This window comes from Streptacidiphilus sp. PB12-B1b, from assembly GCF_014084125.1.
Taxonomy (GTDB): Bacteria; Actinomycetota; Actinomycetes; order Streptomycetales; family Streptomycetaceae; genus Streptacidiphilus.
On the sequence record NZ_CP048405.1, the window covers coordinates 6,719,463 to 6,734,069 of the forward strand.

General features: G+C 74.9%; 10 protein-coding genes and 1 pseudogene. 4 read left to right on the plus strand and 7 right to left on the minus strand.

Annotation, left to right across the window (positions count from 1 at the left end):
• Positions 1-41: 41 nt before the first annotated feature.
• The 4 genes from GXW83_RS29195 to GXW83_RS29210 form a co-directional block, all read right to left on the minus strand.
• Positions 42-1,730: a DUF4139 domain-containing protein gene (locus tag GXW83_RS29195; protein WP_182446037.1), complete on the minus strand. Its 1,689-nt coding sequence runs from the start codon at positions 1,728-1,730 to the stop codon at positions 42-44.
• Between the two features lie 3 nt (positions 1,731-1,733).
• On the minus strand, positions 1,734-3,881 hold the full coding sequence (locus tag GXW83_RS29200; protein ID WP_182446038.1) for a DUF4139 domain-containing protein: 2,148 nt from the start codon (positions 3,879-3,881) through the stop codon (positions 1,734-1,736).
• A 112-nt stretch (positions 3,882-3,993) separates the two neighbouring features.
• Positions 3,994-5,682, minus strand: coding sequence for a DUF885 domain-containing protein (locus tag GXW83_RS29205; protein WP_182446039.1), 1,689 nt, complete (start codon positions 5,680-5,682; stop codon positions 3,994-3,996).
• A gap of 15 nt (positions 5,683-5,697) precedes the next feature.
• Positions 5,698-6,603 carry a rhomboid-like protein gene (locus GXW83_RS29210; protein WP_182446040.1) on the minus strand — a complete coding sequence of 302 codons (906 nt, stop codon included), beginning with the start codon at positions 6,601-6,603 and terminating at the stop codon, positions 5,698-5,700.
• 176 nt (positions 6,604-6,779) lie between these two features.
• On the opposite strand from GXW83_RS29210, the gene GXW83_RS29215 reads away from it, so the two are divergent.
• Together GXW83_RS29215 and GXW83_RS29220 are read left to right on the plus strand one after the other, a co-directional pair.
• Positions 6,780-7,688, plus strand: coding sequence for a diiron oxygenase (locus GXW83_RS29215; RefSeq protein ID WP_182446041.1), 909 nt, complete (start codon positions 6,780-6,782; stop codon positions 7,686-7,688).
• A gap of 97 nt (positions 7,689-7,785) precedes the next feature.
• The gene (locus GXW83_RS29220) at positions 7,786-8,673 is read left to right on the plus strand and encodes a TetR/AcrR family transcriptional regulator (RefSeq protein ID WP_182446042.1); all 888 of its coding nucleotides are present in this window, start codon (positions 7,786-7,788) and stop codon (positions 8,671-8,673) included.
• Positions 8,674-8,770: 97 nt separating this feature from the next.
• Here GXW83_RS29220 and GXW83_RS29225 read toward each other — a convergent pair.
• The 3 genes and pseudogenes from GXW83_RS29225 to GXW83_RS29235 all read right to left on the minus strand — a co-directional run bounded on the left by GXW83_RS29225 (position 8,771) and on the right by GXW83_RS29235 (position 11,265).
• Positions 8,771-9,633: pseudogene (locus GXW83_RS29225) on the minus strand (fumarylacetoacetate hydrolase family protein).
• 174 nt (positions 9,634-9,807) lie between these two features.
• Positions 9,808-10,407, minus strand: a complete 600-nt coding sequence (locus GXW83_RS29230; RefSeq protein WP_182446043.1) for a GNAT family N-acetyltransferase — start codon at positions 10,405-10,407, stop codon at positions 9,808-9,810.
• A 57-nt stretch (positions 10,408-10,464) separates the two neighbouring features.
• Positions 10,465-11,265 carry a DUF1684 domain-containing protein gene (locus GXW83_RS29235; RefSeq protein WP_225447315.1) on the minus strand — a complete coding sequence of 267 codons (801 nt, stop codon included), beginning with the start codon at positions 11,263-11,265 and terminating at the stop codon, positions 10,465-10,467.
• 239 nt (positions 11,266-11,504) lie between these two features.
• On the opposite strand from GXW83_RS29235, the gene GXW83_RS29240 reads away from it, so the two are divergent.
• Together GXW83_RS29240 and GXW83_RS29245 are read left to right on the plus strand one after the other, a co-directional pair.
• Positions 11,505-12,203, plus strand: coding sequence for an HAD family hydrolase (locus GXW83_RS29240; RefSeq protein WP_182446045.1), 699 nt, complete (start codon positions 11,505-11,507; stop codon positions 12,201-12,203).
• Positions 12,204-12,283: 80 nt separating this feature from the next.
• Complete coding sequence (locus tag GXW83_RS29245; RefSeq protein ID WP_182446046.1) at positions 12,284-14,605, plus strand: FdhF/YdeP family oxidoreductase; 2,322 nt, start codon at positions 12,284-12,286, stop codon at positions 14,603-14,605.
• The last annotated feature ends 2 nt before the right edge of the window (positions 14,606-14,607 follow it).

Here is a 14,607-nt window from a genome sequence, read left to right on the forward strand (position 1 = left end):
CCGGGCCCGGCGCGCCCGGGCCCGGCCCCCGGCCCAGCCGGTCAGAGCGCCACCGAGCGGGCGGCGCTTATCTCGTAGGCGAGCGTCAGCACCCGGCGCTCGTCCGGGGCCAGCCGCAGCTCGTAGCGGAGCAGCCCGTCGGCGTCCGCCGACTCCGGCGGCGGCTCGCAGCCCTCCTTGGCGAGGCGGACCTCCACCGCCGAGATCTCCGACACCGGGATGCGCTCGCGGACGGTGACGGTGACCGGAGGCGCGCCGGGCGGGGCGAACCGGGAGACGTTCAGCAGTACCGTCCGGGCGATGACGGTGCGTCCGCTGAGGCCCGAGGTGTCGCGGGACTCCTGGACGCTGCGGGTCACCCGGAAGCTGTCCTCGCTGCCGAAGGACAGCTCCGCCTCGGCGCCGGGCGCGGTGAAGCGCAGATCGCCGCGGCCGACGAAGCCGCTGCCCCGGACCAGGTCCACCGGGCCGGACAGCAGCGGCTGCCCGGTGCCGTTGCGGAACCGCGCCACCAGCGTGACCAGCGGGGAGAGCTCCGGGGCGGACAGGTACTCGGTCCGGGCCGGGAGCGTCGCGGCGGTCAGCCGCACCCGGTGCGGACGGCCGTCGCCGGCCACCGAGACCGGCGTCGGCGCGGCCAGCAGCCGGGTCTCGCCGCCGTCGTCCACCCCGGGCAGGGCCAGCGGCCCGGGCCCGGCGTCCGGGGACATGGCCGGAGAGAAGGCCGGTTCGGCCCCCTCGGCCGGGCCCACCGACTGGATCTCGACCTCGCGGATGTCCACCTCGACAGTGCGGCGCTCCTCGGGCGTGCGGTCCACCAGGCTCAGCGCGTCCTCGACGAAGGCGGGCGGCTCGGCGGCCTGGGCCGAACGGGCAGTGGACAGGGCGAGCCCGACCTGCGGCCAGTCCTCGCCGGTGCGCTGCCAGACGACCGCCTCGCACTCCAGCTCCAGCGCGGAGCCGTCGACGGCCAGGGTGGCACGGTAGGCGGGACGCCAAAGCGCGCAGGGCACCAGGTGCCGCAGCCGCAGCCGGGCGGCCGGGGACGCGGCCGGCACCCGGACGACCAGGTCGACGAAGGCGGACAGGACCGGCGGCCGTTCCTCCGCCGCCTCCCGTGCCGCCTCCGCCCGGGACAGCTCCGTGCGCAGCCGGGACAGCCGGCGGCCGGTCTGCCGCAGCGCCTCGGCCTGGCCGGTGTGCGCCGCGTAGGCGCGGTCCAGCTCGGCCGACCAGCGGTCGGGCTCGCCCTCGTCGGCTCCGGCCGTCTCGGCGACGTCGCGGAGCAGTTCGCCGAGGAGCTGCTCCAGCACGCCGAGGCGGCCGGCGGCCCGCCGTTCCTCGGCCTCGGCCGTGCGGACCTGGCCGGTCAGCTCGTGGATCCGGTGCTGCAGGGCGGAGTCCTCGGGGCCCGGCTCGCCGGTCGGCGGGGGCGTGTAGCGGCGGACGATGCGGGCGTCCACCACGGTCGGCGCGGCGTCGACGGCACCAGCGGCAGCGTCGGCTGTGTCGGGGCGGTCGGCGGGCGGGGCGGGTACGAACTCGGCGCGCAGCGAGTGGTCCACGGCGAGCGGCGTGATCGGGCCGAGCCGGAGCCGGTGGATGCCGGGGGCGAGGTCGAGCAGCGCCTGGCGTTCGACCTCGGCGCGGTCCTCCAGCAGGGTCACCGCGGTGACCGGCAGCGGGCCCTCGGTGGGGGCTGCGGTGGGGGCGGCCGTTGTGGCGTCCATGGTTCAGAACCTCCGGTTGCCGTCGGCGAGGGCCTTGGCCGCGGGGATGCGGATCTCGAATCCGCCGGTCAGCACCGTGGTGGAGTGCGGGGCGAGGGTGACCCGCCACAGCCGCAGGCCGCGCTGGTGGCGGTCGTCCTGCTCCGGCGGCACGGCCGTCCAGGCCGGTGAGGCGGGTTTGTCCTCGATCCGGACGTCCTTGTCGTCGCTGACCGGGACGCGTTCGCGCACCTCGACGGTGACCGGGCGGCCGAGGCGGTTGGCGAGCTCGATCTCGATGGCGTGGTCCAGGACGGTGGTGCCGCCGCGCAGCCCGGCGGTGGACTCCCGCATCAGCACCCGGCGGGCCATCCGGATGCCCTCGGCGACGCCGAGGCCGACCTGGCGCTGTTCGCCGGGGGCGAGCGTCGGCAGGGACACCGAGCGCAGGTACTCCCCGTCCACGGTCACCTCGGCGGCCCCGGCGAGCAGGGCGTTGGCGCTGGTGTTGCGCAGGGTGAGGGCGGCGAAGACCTGCTGGGCGGCCTCGGCGTCGGTACCGGCCGCGAACGGGGTGCAGACGTGCTCGATCGCCAGACCGACCGGGAACTCCCGCACCGGGACGGTGTGCCAGGCGCCGTCGGCCGGGACGTCCACCCGGGCGGCGGTGTCGTAGCGGTAGTCGAAGGAACCCGCGGAGTACCGGACCGGGAGGCAGCGAGGGGGCAGGTCCAGGCCGGTGACGGACTCGGCGCGGTGACGCGAGGCCGTGGCGGCGGCCGTGGCCCCGCTCTCGGCGGGGCGCAGTCGGCCCCGCTCCGGGCCGGGTTCCCCGGCCCCGGCGAGGGTGAGCCGGCCCAGGTCGCGCTCGGCCGCGCCCGGCCCGGGCGGGGTCGGCGGGACCGCCGGCCGCGCGGACGGCGCGGGTGCGGACCCGGCGGGCGGCGACGCCGCGCCGAAGGCGATCGCGGGCGCGCTGCGTTTGCGCTCCATGGCGGCCCGGTGCACGACCGGCGCCGAACCGCTCGGGCGGGCGGAGCGGAGCGGCACGTCCGCCGAGGCGACGGTGACCGGGGAGCCGCCCAGCAGGAACTCCTCGTCGGCCGGGGGCGCCGACTGCGGCGGCGGGGGCGGTGCGGAGGCGCGGACGAAGGCGTCGTACCCGGCGAAGAGCGCGCCCGGCCCCTCCGGCGGCTCCCGCCAGGGCGACGGGCTCTGTACCGCCTGTCTGCGGCCGAGGCGCAGCGACGACAGGACCGGCAGGTCGGTCCGGCGGCGCAGATCGGCCGTGGACAGGCCGAGGCGGACGCCGGTCCAGTCCTCGCCGGTGCGCTGGGCGACGCAGGCGCGCATGGCCAGCGTGCCGCCGGGGGCGTCGCCGTCCACCCCGGTCAGCTGCAGGTGGTAGGCGGGCGTCCAGGTGGCGCCGGGGACGGCGTACTCCAGCTCCAGCCCGGCCCACGGCCCGGCTCCCGGCACCGGCTCCCCCGGCCCAGCTCCCGGCCCCGGCCCCGGCCCGGTGGACGTCGGCTGTTCGGCGCCGCTGCCGGTCGGGCCTGGCTGGAGCGTGAGCACCACGCCGGTGGTGCTGCTGACCTGCTCGGTGGGGAGCGCGGCGGATGCCTCGCCCAGCCGTCGGCGCGCGGTCTGCGCCTGCTGCTCGGCCTCGCGGAGGGCGTCCTCGGCCGCGAACAGCCGCTGGTCGAGTCCGGCGAGCCGGGCGTCGACGAAGTCGGCGAGGGCGAGCAGCGCCTGCACCGGGGCGCGGCGCGGCGGATCGCCCCGGCGCGGCGGCGGCGGTACGGCGCGCAGGGCGGCGATGTGCTCGATCTGGGCGGCCACGGCCGCCCGGGCGGCGCGGGCGGCGTCCAGCGCCTCCTCGGCCTGGTCGCAGACGTGCCGCAGCGGCGTGAGGTCCTCGGGCGCGGGCAGCGCCACCTCGATGGCGCGCCGGACGTCGAGCACCCGCAGGCCCGGCGGCCCGTGCAGCACCCGGGCGCGCAGGCTCTGCTCGTCCAGCGCGAGCGGCAGCCCGGTCAGCACCACCCGGAACGGGCCGCCGGGGCGGTCGCCCGGCGGTCGGTCCAGGTGTGCCGTCCTGCGGCACAGCGCGCCGGCGGAGTACACCGTCACGGAGTCGAGTACGGATGCGAGTTGGACGTCTTCGGCCATGGCCACCCTCCTGCGCCGAGTCGTGGCAGCCACGGTAGAGCACGCCGCTGACAACGGCCCCGGTTCCGCCGTCGGCGGCGAGCCGGGGCCGTGGTCGGGCCGGTGCGGACGGTCAGAGCGCGGCCAGTCGCGCCGTCAGGTCGCCGAGGCCGGTGGCGCCCTGGGAGAGCGCCTTCATGTGCCATGCCTTGAGGTCGAAGTCCGCGCCGTGGGCCGCGCGGGCCTGCTCGCGGCCGCGCAGCCAGGCCCGCTCGCCCAGCTTGTAGCCGATGGCCTGGCCGGGCCAGCCGAGGTAGCGGGTGATCTCGCTCTCGCGCATCTCGGCGGGGCAGCCGTTGTAGGTGGCGAAGAACTCGGTCGCCAGGGCGGGCGTCCAGCGCTCCCCCGGGTGGAACGGCGCGTCCGCCGGGATCTCCAGCTCCAGGTGCATGCCGATGTCGATGATGACCCGGATGGTGCGCAGCATCTGCTCGTCCAGGAAGCCCAGGCGGCGGCCGGGGTCGCTGAAGAAGCCCAGCTCGTCCATGAACCGCTCGGAGTACAGCGCCCAGCCTTCGATCTCGGCGCTGACGCCGCCGATGGTGGTCTGGTAGCGGGAGAGCCGGTCGGCGCAGCGCATCCGCTGGGTGAGGTGCAGGTGGTGTCCGGGGACGCCCTCGTGGTACCAGGTGCTGACCAGCTGCCAGGTCGGGAACTCCTCGCGGCCGAGGGTGGGCAGCCAGGTGCGGCCGGTGCGGCTGAAGTCGAGGCTGGGCTCGGTGTAGTAGGGCGCGGCGGCACTGCCCTCGGGGGCGATCATCGACTCGACCTCGCGCAGCGGGCCGTCCAGGTCGAAGTGGACGCCGTCGAGGGCGGCGATGGCCTCGTCCATGATCCCCTGGAGCCAGGCGCGGATGCCCTCGGCGCCCCCGACCCGGTGGCCGTGCTGCTCCAGGTGCTCCACGGCCTGCATCGGGTCGGCTCCGGGGAGCACCCGCTGGGCCTCGGCGCGCATCTCGGCCTCCAGCCGGGCGAACTCGCCCCAGGCCCAGCCGTACGCCTCGTCCAGGTCCAGGTCGGCGCCGGTGAGCCGGCGGGCGGAGCGCAGGTACAGCTCGCGTCCGGCGACGTCGGAGGCGTCCGCGGCGGCGGTGGCGTACTCGTCCCGCAGCCAGTCGCGGAAGCGCGCGGCGGCGGCGCCGGCCTGGTCGGCGGCGGCGTCCAGCTCGGCGCGCAGGGCCTCGGGGCCGTCGGCGGCGAACTCGGCGAACCAGCCGGTCCGGCCGTCCTCGCTGATCCAGCTGCCGAGCTGGCCGATGACGGTCTCGACCTGGCGGGGGCCGGAGAGCAGCCCGCGGCGGACGCCTTCGGCGAGCGTCTGCCGGTAGCCCTCGACGGCTCCGGGGACGTTGCGCAGGCGTCCGGCGATGACCGACCAGTCGTTGTCAGTGGCGGTTGCCATGATGGTGAAGACCGAGCGCACCGAGTGCAGGGGGGACGAGATGTTGTTGAGCGAGCGGAGGTGGTCTCCGGCGTCGTGGCAGGCGAGTTCGGCGGTGAGGCGCTCGTGCAGCAGTCGGGCGCAGGCTGCTTCGGCGGGGTCGGCCGGTTCGGCTCCGCCGGTCGCGGCGGCGAGGTCCGCGAGGGCTCTGCGGGCCAGCTCGGCCTCGGCCTCGAATCCGGCCGGGGAGAGGTCCGGCTGCCGGTCGTCGTCGAGGTTGATACCGAGCCCTGCCGCGACGACCGGGTTGTGCGCGGCCAGCGCGTCGAGGTAGGCGTCGGCGATCTGCCGCGGGGTGAGGGGGGTTGATGTGTCAGCCATGGTCCTCATCCTGGCCTACCCGGGAAAGCGGAGGACAGAGCCGGGTGGGCTCCCCTTTCGCGGCCGCCAGTTGCCGCCGGGGACGCCGCTGGTGATCGGGTAGCAGGCGACCCCGAGCACGAAGGCCGTCAGGTGGCCGAGGTTGGTGAAGTCGCGGGAGAGGCCGAACAGCAGGAGGTAGAAGGCGGTGGCCGCGCCCAGGTAGTACCAGCGCAGCGGGCGGGCGAGGAACCAGGTGAGCACGCCCACCGCGCCGGAGACGCCGTAGCTGACGCCGATGTCGATGGTGTGCTTGGTCCGGTGCGGCAGGTCTCCGGCGTGGATGAGGTAGGCGACGGCCCCCTCGCTGACGAGGGTCGCGCCGATGTGCGCGATGGCGACCACGGCCAGCCAGCGCAGCGTCCCCAGCCAGCGCTCGGTGGGGACGAGGAACAGGTTGAAGACCACGAACCAGAACAGGAAGCTCGGGGTCTCGGTCCACAGGGCGCTGGCGATCAGCACCTTGATGGGGTGGTGGCTGAGTTCGTCCAGGTTGGTGCTGTGGGTGATCAGGAAGTACCGGCGGAACCGGGGTGACATCCGGACCAGGAGGAAGGTGTTGACGCCGAGGATGGCCAGCCAGACGAAGGTGCCCGGGGCGGCCGCCAGATAGCGGCCGACGGCGGCGGCGATCCGGGCGGCGCGGCGGCGCGGTCCCGGACGCCCGCCGGCCCCCACCGGACCGCCGCGGCCTGCCGGTTCGGGGCGGCCTGCCGGTTCGGTGCGGCCGGTCGGACGGCCGCGCCCTGGTGAGCTGCCGTGCCCTGCCGAGCTGTCGGGGCCGTCGGGGGTGCCCCGGCCGGGGCCTTCCGCTTCGGCCGCGGCGGACGGGCCCGCCGGGCCGCACGGGCCGCCGGGCCCTGCGGGGTCTGCCGTCGTCATGGGCCCATTCTGCGGTCCCGGGACGGGCGCCCGGACCCCGACCCGCCCTTCTCCCGGGCGACCGGCGGCGGCCGTGCGTGGCAGGGGATTGACGCCGTTGCTGACATGGAGTCTCATAAGGATGGCGATGCCGTAGCCGCGCCATGGCTGCACGGCGACCGAAGGAGGGCGGAACCATGGAACGCACGGGCGGAACGGCACTGCTGAAGGACCGTGAGCAGGTGGCCGACCGGCTGCTGGAGGCCTCGGCCAAGCACTCCTACGACCCGGACACCGAACTGGACTGGGACGCCGAGCTGGAGCCGGGCAAGTGGTTCCTGCCCGAGCACCTGGTCTCCCTGTACGGGACGCCGCTGTGGCGGCAGATGGGCGAGGAGCAGCGGATCGAGCTGTCCCGGCACGAGTTCGCCAGCATGGCGTCGGCCGGGGTGTGGTTCGAGATCATCCTGATGCAGCTGCTCACCCGGCACATCTACGACCTGGACCCGCGCAGCAGCCATGTCACGTACGCGCTCACCGAGATGGCCGACGAGTGCCGCCACTCGCGGATGTTCGCCCGCGCGGTGACCAAGCTGGGCACGCCGTACTACGGCCCCGGCGGCGTCACCCGCTTCCTCGGGCGGATCCTGAAGACCACCGCGACCACGCCGGGGGCGTTCACCGCGACGCTGCTGGTCGAGGAGATACTCGACCGCTTCCAGCGGCTGACCTTCCCGGACCAGAGCGTGCAGCCGCTGATCCAGGGGATCACCCGGATCCACGTGGTGGAGGAGGCCCGGCACGTGCGCTACGCCCGCGAGGAGCTGCGGCGACAGATGGCGACCTGCCCGGCCTGGGAGCGGCAGTTCACCCGCACCGTCTCCGGCGAGGCGTCGGTGGTGGTCGCCCGCGCCCTGATCCACCCGGGCGTGTACGCGGCGGTCGGCCTGGACGTGGAGGAGGCCCGGCGGCAGGTCCGGCAGAGCGGGCACCGGCAGGAGACCATGCGCTGGTCGGCGGAGAAGCTGACCGGCTTCCTGCAGGAGATCGGCATCATCCACAGCGCCCTGGACCGGGCGGCCTGGCGGCGCTCCGGGCTGCTCTGACCGTACGGCGGAGCACCGCCCGAGCACCGCCGCCGAGCCCGGCAGCGGGCGGCCGACCAGTCGCCGGGGCGGGCGATCGGCCACGTAGGGTGGGCGCATGGACGCCCCCATCGCAGATCCCCTGGCCGCAGCCCCGTCGGCGGACGCCGCCGAGGCGGCGGATGCGGCCGACGCCGCCGCGCCCGCGGCCCGCGCGCGCCGGGCCCGGCGCGGACCGTACCGGCGGCTGCCGGTGGAGCAGCGCCGGGAGCAGCTGATCGCGGTGGCGCTGGAGCTGTTCAGCAGGCGGGCGCCGGAGGAGGTGTCGCTGGACGACGTGGCCGCCGCGGCGGAGGCGTCGCGCCCGCTGGTCTACCGGTACTTCCCCGGCGGCAAGCAGCAGTTGTACGAGGCCGCGCTGCGCACCGCCGCCGAGGAGCTGGCCTCGCGCTTCGTGGAGCCGGTGCGCGGAACCCCGACCGAGCGCCTGGGCCATGTGCTGGACCGCTACTTCGCCTTCGTCGGCGAGCACGCGGCCGGGTACGGCGCGCTGCTGCGCGGCGGCTCGGTCGCCGAGAACGAGCGGACCACCGCCATCGTGGACGAGGTGCGCCGGGCGGCCTACCGCAGCATCGTCGACCAGTTGGGCGTGGAGCAGCCGGGACCGAGGCTGACGCTGCTGGTCCGCTCGTGGATATCGGTGGTCGAGGTGACCGCGCTGACCTGGCTGGACGACACCCGGCGCGGCGTGCCCGCGAGCGGCGAGGAGGGCGAGGGCCGCGCGCCCGGCCGACCCGGCGTGGGTTCGGCCGCCGAGCTGCGGGACTGGCTGGTGGACGAGTTCGTGGTGATGTTCGCGGCGGCGGCGCTGCACGATCCGCAGACGGAGCGGGTGCTGCGGGGCATGTTCGCCGGGTTCGCCGGGACCGGGCCGGGGGCGCAGCTGGTGGCCCGGCTGGGCGGGCTGCTGCTGGGGGCCGAAGCTACCGGCGGGTCACCCCACTGACGAAGCAAGACATCCGATGTCTGACGGTTCTTGGTGGATCGTCCAAGAGGGCGGCGGCCCGGGTCTGACGTGTCCGGGCCGCCGCCCGCGCCCGGGCTCAGGCCGCGCCGAGCACCTGCCGCTGCCGGCCGAGCCCCTCGACCTCCAGCTCCATGACGTCCCCGGGCCGCAGGTAGGGCGTCCCGGGAGGGCCATCGCCACCCCGGCCGGGGTGCCGGTGTTGATCACGTCACCGGGTTCGAGCACCATGAACTGGCTGATGTACCAGACCAGGTAGTCGACCGGGAAGATCATGTCGTGGGTGCCGCTGTCCTGGCGGACCTCGGCGTTGACCAGCGTGCGCAGGCCCAGCCGCTGCGGGTCGGCCACCTCGTCCGCGCTGACCAGCCAGGGGCCGAGCGGGTTGAAGGTCTCGCAGGACTTGCCCTTGTCCCAGGTGCCGCCGCGCTCCAGCTGGAACTCCCGCTCGGAGACGTCGTTGCTGACCGCGTACCCGGCGACGACCGAGGCCGCCTCCTGCGGGGAGTCCAGGTAGCGGGCGGTGCGGCCGATGACCACGGCCAGCTCGACCTCGTAGTCGGTCCGGTCGCTGCGCCTGGGGATCAGCACCTGGTCGTGGGGGCCGACCACGGCATTGCCGGCCTTCATGAACAGCACCGGCTCGGCCGGGATGTCCTGCCCGGTGTCGGCGGCGTAACCACGGTAGTTGAGCCCCACGCAGACCACCTTGGGCGGCCGGGCGACGGGCGCGCCCAGACGCTGCCCGGCGAGCTCCACCCGCGGCAGCCGGCCCTGCCGGGCCAGGGCCGCGATCTCCGCGCCCGCGCCGTCCAGCAGCCGTTCCAGGAAGGGGCCGTCGATCTCCGCCGTGACCTGCGAGAGGTCGTATCCGGTCGTCCCGTCGTCGGCCAGCAGCACCGGCCGCTCCGCCCCGAGGGGCCCCACGCGCAGGAATCGCACCTGCCATCACCACCTTTGCGATCGAGACGGTCCGGTCGTCCACCGTCGCCAGGAGATCCGATGTATATCAATCGGCAGCGGCACCGTCCAGAGCTGCCCGCCATCCGGACAGCGGGCGGTCGGCGGCCGGTCGGCGCAGTCGGAGGCCGGTCGGCGCGGTCCGCGCCCGTCCGCTCACCCGGTGGGGCGGCCGTGGTGCCGCTCCCACTCCCCCGCCAGGATGGACATCACCGTCGCGTCCACCCAGGCGCCGTCCCACAGCAGGGCGTCCCGCAGCACGCCCTCGGCGACGAACCCGGCCTTCTCGTAGACCCGCCGGGCGCGGGGGTTGAAGGCGTACACCTCCAGCGAGATGCGGTGCAGGCCGAGCTTCTCGAAGCCGTAGCCGCAGATCAGCCGGGTGGCCTCGGTGCCCAGGCCGCGCCCGTGGCTGCCGGGCGCCAGCGAGATGCGGAAGTTGCAGCTCTGGTTGGCGGCGTCCCACTGGTTCAGCACCGCCTCGCCCACGGCGCCGCTGGAGGCGTTGTCGACGACGGCCAGGTCGAGCCGGTCGTCCTGGCCGACCCGGGTGACGTACCAGGCGCGCAGCTGCTCCTCGCTGGCCACGCCCCGGGGGTGGCTGCCGGTCAGCCGGAGGCATTCCTGGTCCTCCCAGATGCCCCGCACGGCGGGCAGGTCGGCCTCGGTGACGCAGCGCAGCGTGACCGACTCCCCGACCAGGACCGGCTTGGTCAGGAAGTCGGGGCGGGGCGCGGACTGCTCGTGTTCATCCATGCCCGCAGTCTGCCCAGGCGGCGCACCTCCCGCCCCTCCCGCACCGGGGTCAGTGCGTCAGTGCGTCAGGATGCGGGTCTCCCCGGCCGGGACGGCGGTCTCCAGCCGGTTGCCCGGCGGCGGGAAGGGGCAGATGAAGTGCTCGGCGAAGGCGCAGGGCGGCAGGTAGGCGCGGTTGAAGTCGAGCACGGTCGCGCCGTCCGGGCCGGGCGCGGGCAGCGTGACGAAGCGGAAGCCGAGGGCCCCGGCCGCACCGGCGTCCGCGAAGACCGCGCTCAGCGAGCCGTCCCCGGCCCGGCCGACCTGCAGCGTGTGCTCCGGCCCGGGGGCGCCCCCGTCGCCCTCGGCCGGCACGGTGAAGGCGACCGACCCGGCCAGGGCAAGGCCGCGCTCGCGCCCGTCCGCATTGGGGACGGAGACCGTGCGCTCGCCGGAGTACGGGGTGAAGCGGGCCGGGCGGGCCCAGCGCTCGTCGTACGGGTGGGCGTCTATGCCGGCGAAGGCCGCGCGGGCGCGGGAGGCCGGGTCGTAGACGCGCACGGCGTACTCGCCCTCACGCAGGATCAGCACCAGCCGCCGGCCGCCGTGGGTGATCAGCGAGGGATTGGGGGCGGTGTCCGGACAGAGCTTCACCGAGCCGTCCAGCGCGACGCTGTCGACCTCGAGGCCGTCGTGCCGAGCGGCGGTCAGGACCACGCAACTCCCCTGCTGCTCCCAGCGCCCGGGGACGCCGGGCACACCGCCGCGCAGGTCGGCCAGCCAGTGCGTGCCGGTGAGCGCGAGCGGACCGTGCGGGGCACGGGCCGCCACCACGCGGTCGTCGCGCCAGTGCTTCCAATCGTCCAGACTGCTGCTCACTGCGGAACCTCCGGAAAATCGGGCCGACGAAGGGGTGACGAAGGGGTCGGTCCACGCAGTGGGCCCACCCGGGGGAAACCGGCGTCTCAGGACACGCAGCCCTTCCAGTCCTACCCGGGCGGAGTGCTCGTCCATACCTCCCCAACCCGCCAGGCTTCCCGGTATTCCCGGCCGCCGGGCGCGCCGGGCCGCGCAGGCGGCCTTGCCGGGGCCCGCGCCGCACCGGCAGGATCGATCGCATGATCAAAGGCGTGATGTTCGACTTCTCCGGGACGCTCTTCCGCATCGAGACGGTGGCGGAGTGGTTCGACACCCTCGGCCTGGACCTGTCCGGGTCCGAACGGGCCCGCTGCATCGAGCGGTTGACCGCCGCCGGGGCGCAGCCGGGCGGCCCGCAGCCGCTGCACGCGCCGGACGGCTGGGGCGCGCGGGACACCAGCGCCGCCCACCACCGCGCGGCCTACACCGCGCAGGCCCGGGCCGCGCTGCTGCCGGTCACCGGCCCGGAGCGGGCGGACGCCCTGGCCGCCGCGCTCTACCTGCGGCACCTGGCCCCGGAGGCCTGGCGGCCCTACCCGGACGCCGAGCCGGTGCTCAAGGAGCTGCGGCGGCGCGGCGTGCCGGTGGCCGTGGTCAGCAACATCGGCTGGGACCTGCGGCCGATCTTCGTCCGCGGCGGTCTGGACGGCCTGGTGGACGCCTTCGTGCTCTCCTTCGAGCTGGGAGTGCAGAAGCCCGACCCGCGGATCTTCCGGTCCGCCTGCGAGCGGCTGGGCCTACCGCCGGCGCAGGTGCTGATGGTGGGCGACCACCGGCCCGACGACGGCGGCGCGACCGCCCTCGGCTGCCCCTTCTACGAGGTCGATCCGCTGCCGGTGGAGCAGCGCCCGCAGAGCCTCTCCCCGGTACTCGACCTCGTCGCCGCGCGCCCCGAGTGAAAGGATGAGGTGAGAGCACGCAGGAAGGCGCGCCGGGCGAAGGGGCCCGGGCCGCGCCCCCGACCGGAGGTGGACGACACATGGCCAGGCAGGCTCCCGCGACCGACCCGGCGCAGGACGCGCCCGAGGTGACCGCCCCCAAGCACGCCGCGGCTGGCATCCCGGCGCTGCTGCACACCACCCAGATCGCCGCCGCGCAGATGGGCGCGGCCCGGTCGGTGCGCACCCTGCTGAAGCTCAACCAGCCGGACGGCTTCGACTGCCCCGGCTGCGCCTGGCCGGAGCCCGAGCACACCCACACCGCCGAGTTCTGCGAGAACGGCGCCAAGGCCGTCGCCGAGGAGGCGACGCTGCGCCGGATCGGCCCGGAGTTCTTCGCCGAGCACCCGATCGCGGACCTGGCCGAGCGCTCCGGCTACTGGCTGGGCCAGCAGGGCCGGCTCACCACGCCGATGCTGCTGGACGAGGGCGCCACCCACTACACCCCGATCAGCTGGAACGCGGCGCTGGAGCTGGTCGCGGAGGAGCTGAAGGGCCTGGACGACCCGAACGGGGCCGCGTTCTACACCTCCGGCCGGACCAGCAACGAGGCCGCGTTCTCCTTCCAGCTGTTCGCCAGGCAGTTCGGCACCAACAACCTGCCGGACTGCTCGAACATGTGCCACGAGTCGTCCGGTTCGGCGCTCAGCGAGACCATCGGCATCGGCAAGGGCAGCGTCCACCTGAAGGACCTCTACCAGGCCGATCTGATCATCGTCGCGGGCCAGAACCCGGGCACCAACCACCCGCGGATGCTGTCCGCGCTGGAGCGCGCCAAGCGCGCCGGGGCGCGGGTGGTCAGCGTGAACCCGCTGCCGGAGGCGGGCCTGGAGCGGTTCAAGAACCCGCAGAACGCCCGCGGCCTGGTCGGCAACGGCACCAAGCTGACCGACCTGTTCCTGCAGATCCGCCTCGGCGGCGACCTGGCGCTGTTCCGGGCGCTGAACCTGCTGCTGCTGGAGGCCGAGGAGAAGGAGCCGGGCACGGTCCTGGACCGCGCCTTCATCGAGGAGCACTGCCACGGCTTCGAGGCCTTCGCCGAGGACGCCCGCAGCACCGACTGGGACGCGGTGCTGGCCGCCACCGGCCTGCCCGAGCAGCAGATCCGGGAGCTGGCCGGGATGGTGCTGGAGTCCGAGAAGATCATCGTCTGCTGGGCGATGGGGCTGACCCAGCACAAGCACTCGGTGCCCACCATCCGCGAGGTGGTCAACTTCCTGCTGCTGCGCGGCAATGTCGGCCGGCCCGGCGCGGGCGTGTGCCCGGTGCGCGGACACAGCAACGTCCAGGGCGACCGGACGATGGGCATCTTCGAGCGTCCGAGCGCCGCCTTCCTGGACGCCCTCGGCGCGGAGTTCCGCTTCGAGCCGCCGCGCGAGCACGGCCTGGACGTGGTGGACACCATCCGCGGCATGCGCGACGGCAAGGTCAAGGTCTTCTTCGCCATGGGCGGCAACTTCGTCGCGGCCTCGCCGGACACCGAGGTGACCGAGGAGGCGATGCGCCGCTGCCGGCTGACCGTCCACGTCTCGACCAAGCTCAACCGCTCTCACGTGGTCACCGGCGCGCGGGCGCTGATCCTGCCCACGCTCGGCCGCACCGACCTGGACGTCCGCGCGGGCGGCCCGCAGCAGGTCACGGTGGAGGACTCGATGGGCATGGTGCACGCCTCGCGCGGGGCGCTGAAGCCGCCCGCCGCCGACCTGCTGTCGGAGACCGCGATCATCTGCGGCCTGGCCCGGCGCACCCTGGGCGCGGCCAACACCGTGCCCTGGGAGGACTTCAGCGCCGACTACGGCAACATCCGCGACCGGATCGCCCGGGTCGTCCCCGGCTTCCAGGACTTCAACGAGAAGATCCGCAAGCCCGGCGGCTTCGCCCTGCCGCACGGCCCGCGCGACCGCCGGGCCTTCCCCACCGCCACCGGCAAGGCCAACTTCACCGTCAACGACCTGGTCGCGCCCGAGGTCCCGGCGGGCCGGCTGCTGCTGCAGACGCTGCGCTCGCACGACCAGTACAACACCACCGTCTACGGCCTGGACGACCGCTACCGGGGCATCAAGGACGGCCGCCGGGTGGTCCTGCTGAACCCGCAGGACGCCGCCGAGCACGGTCTGGCCGAGGGCGACTACACCGACCTGGTCAGCGAGTGGGCGGACGGGGTGGAGCGGCGCGCGCCGCACTTCCGGGTGGTGCACTACCCGACCACGCCGGGCTGCGCCGCCGCCTACTACCCGGAGACCAATGTGCTGGTGCCGCTGGACAGCACGGCGGACACCAGCAACACGCCGACCTCCAAGTCGGTGGTCGTCCGCTTCGAGCCCGACTCCGGGGCCGGAGCGGCCGGTTCGGCCACGGCCTGAGG